Below are 2267 nucleotides of genomic sequence, written 5' to 3'. Positions count from 1 at the left end.
GACGAAGGCTGCCCCACAGCATGGGTCGACGTCTAGCATCTCCTGCATAGCCAATGCCAATCCGTCCATGCCGCCCCGGAAGTTAACCGGCCGGGTCGCCACGTAGATTTTCAGATCGTTGCCCGGTGCAATCATCGTGAGGCCCGACCCGCTCGGATCACCTGCGACAGCTGCTCCGGGTCAACCGCCGTTCGGATCACAATGTCGATCATGACTTCCACCTTCGCCGGCGTCCATTTCGATGGCCTCATCCTCCGCTGAGGCGCCGGGTCGTCCACCATCAACTGGGCGAACATTTCCGGCAGTGGCTCTCGGCCGCAATCCGGGCTCTCTCCGCCTCCGAGCGAACCCGCCCTTCCGTTGGACCTTCCAGAACCTCGAGCTGGCCTGCGTAGCCCCCTGTTGGGACGTCCAAATCGACATCCATTTTGCAGTCTGCTCCCACGTAGCCTCTCCGTCTCTCGCGATCGGGGAGATTCTTCGCACATTCACCTCATGCCCCGGACGATGGGAGCGGCGTGGCGCTTACGCTGGAGCGCCACTTTGATCGAATCAGCGCGCGGCAGAAAACATGTCGGGTTCAATACAACCGGCCATCTTGGCATTTGGCCGCTTTAGAACCCGAACTCATAGGATTACTGCGCGTTAAGCGCGCTGGCACGGCCTTTGCGAGCTGAGATGCGGCAACACAGAGTGAAAGCTGGCCGCAGCAGACGCCCGACACACGCGACGCTCTCCTCTCCCTCTCCCGCCCCCGTGTGCCCCCGATTTGAGGAACGATTTATGTCAAAGCCAGATGAGATGGAAGAAAGACCGAAAGCTTCAGCTGCGCGCGGCAGCCTTGCGCGACTTTGCAGAGGACCTCCCGGGAAAATGGACGGAGATTGAGGAAGTTGCCGAGGAACATCGGCCGTTTGCCGAGTTGAATAGTGCCAAGAGAGAGCGTTCAATGAAGAAGTTAAGATGACGAGCAGATTCACCACCCGCGACGGCTCCGGATGGGTGCCCGAATATCTCACCACTATAGACGCCACCACCTGCATCGGCTGCGGCCGCTGTTTCAAGGTCTGCTCGCGCGAAGTCATGCACCTTCACGGCGTCGACGATACGGGTGAAATTCTGAGCACCTGCGACGCCGAAGACCACGACTTCGACGGCGAGCTCAATCACATGATCATGGTCGTGGATCATGCCGGCCGCTGCGTTGGCTGCGGAGCTTGCGCCCGCGTCTGCCCGAAGAACTGCCAGACCCATGTTCCGGCCGACCAAGTCGCAGCACATCTGAGGAGACAAACCCAGGAGGACGGCGTTGCCCCTTAAGATCTTTTGTCGCGTCATGGGGCCGGTGCTGTGCAGCACGGCACTGATTGCCTACTTCGCTTCTCATTCCATCGATACAGTAGTCGTCACGACGCTGGCTGGTTCGCTGCTCCTCCAGCTGGCATATTTCGCAAGCGTGCTGTTTCTGATCTGGCGGTCTGGCTCCGTCGGCCGAGCTGGCCAAAGGGCTGAGCATTTCGATAGTTGCAAGGAAGTTGTATCCGAGCCAGACCTTGATGCGGTTACGAATGAATTCGCAGATTTGCACCAGCGCGATCAAATGCTGGCCTTATCGCTGCTGCTGCCTTGAGGCGCCATCACAAGGCCAGTGCTCAAGCTGGCGGCAGTTTCCAGGGAGTACTGTGCTTGAGGAGTCAGTGGCGGGCGCCATGCGATCATTCTGGCTAATCCAGGAGATGCAGCTAGTGATTCCATACGCATTGCGGTAGTCTCTCGCAGGCCAGGCGCGGTTGCAACACTCAATGACGCACGAAGCGCTGGAACAGTGATGGGACTGTTCTAGCCCCGGTGCGGCGCGATCATCCGCTGGGCCGCATTCGGGCGATTATTGAAGGGCTGGCGGCGTTGGAGCGGGAATTGGCGGCGCTCAGCGGCTGTTGATGGAGCGGCTGGAATACGACCTTCTGTTCCGCTGGTTCGTTCGTCGATAACGCGGCTTGGGATCCGGTGTCTCCAAAAATCGCGACCGACTGCTGGAGGGCGACATCGCGAGGAAGTTCCTTGCTGCGGTGCTGGCGCAGCCCAAAGACGAAGCTTCTGAGAGTGCGGTGATAGCGCAAATACGATCCGGCTTCGATTCAACGCGCCTTGCCGCGCTGAACGACTATCTTTGACCTGACCGCCGACCTGCGTCGTGATCGGGGCTGCTTTGACAACTGCCCACACGCCGAGAAATCTGCTACGCCCTAACTCGCGCGGGGGTACAA

Annotated in this window: 4 protein-coding genes and 1 pseudogene; 4 read left to right on the top strand and 1 reads right to left on the bottom strand. The window is 59.6% G+C overall.

The genetic code is table 11. The features are described from left to right. On the bottom strand, positions 1-69 hold a 69-nt coding region (locus NKH35_RS31440; protein ID WP_352917546.1), incomplete at its 3' end, for a hypothetical protein. 727 nt (positions 70-796) lie between these two features. Here NKH35_RS31440 and NKH35_RS31435 point away from each other — a divergent pair. The 4 genes and pseudogenes from NKH35_RS31435 to NKH35_RS31420 all read left to right on the top strand — a co-directional run. After that, positions 797-967 (top strand): CCE_0567 family metalloprotein, encoded by a 171-nt coding sequence (locus NKH35_RS31435; RefSeq protein WP_352917545.1) that lies wholly within the window; start codon positions 797-799, stop codon positions 965-967. Next, positions 964-1320, top strand: coding sequence for a ferredoxin III, nif-specific (gene fdxB, locus NKH35_RS31430; protein ID WP_352917544.1), 357 nt, complete (start codon positions 964-966; stop codon positions 1318-1320). The genes NKH35_RS31435 and fdxB overlap by 4 nt, the downstream gene beginning before the upstream one ends. Then, positions 1310-1630 carry an exopolysaccharide production repressor protein gene (locus tag NKH35_RS31425; RefSeq protein ID WP_352917543.1) on the top strand — a complete coding sequence of 107 codons (321 nt, stop codon included), beginning with the start codon at positions 1310-1312 and terminating at the stop codon, positions 1628-1630. The genes fdxB and NKH35_RS31425 overlap by 11 nt, the downstream gene beginning before the upstream one ends. A 295-nt stretch (positions 1631-1925) precedes the next feature. Continuing rightward, positions 1926-2087 (top strand): annotated as a pseudogene (locus NKH35_RS31420) (IS5/IS1182 family transposase); the annotation flags it as partial. Positions 2088-2267: the final 180 nt, after the last annotated feature.

The sequence above is a fragment of the Mesorhizobium sp. M1143 genome, assembly GCF_040318435.1.
Classification (GTDB): domain Bacteria; phylum Pseudomonadota; class Alphaproteobacteria; order Rhizobiales; family Rhizobiaceae; genus Mesorhizobium.
The sequence above is the reverse complement of the archived record's forward strand: the minus strand, read 5'-3'. Positions and strand labels throughout refer to the sequence as shown.

Bases quoted from the DNA above. Each gene is read 5' to 3' on its own strand.
- NKH35_RS31435 (WP_352917545.1), top strand. From the start codon at position 797: ATGAGATGGAAGAAAGACCGAAAGCTTCAGCTGCGCGCGGCAGCCTTG.
- fdxB (WP_352917544.1), top strand. From the start codon at position 964: ATGACGAGCAGATTCACCACCCGCGACGGCTCCGGATGGGTGCCCGAA.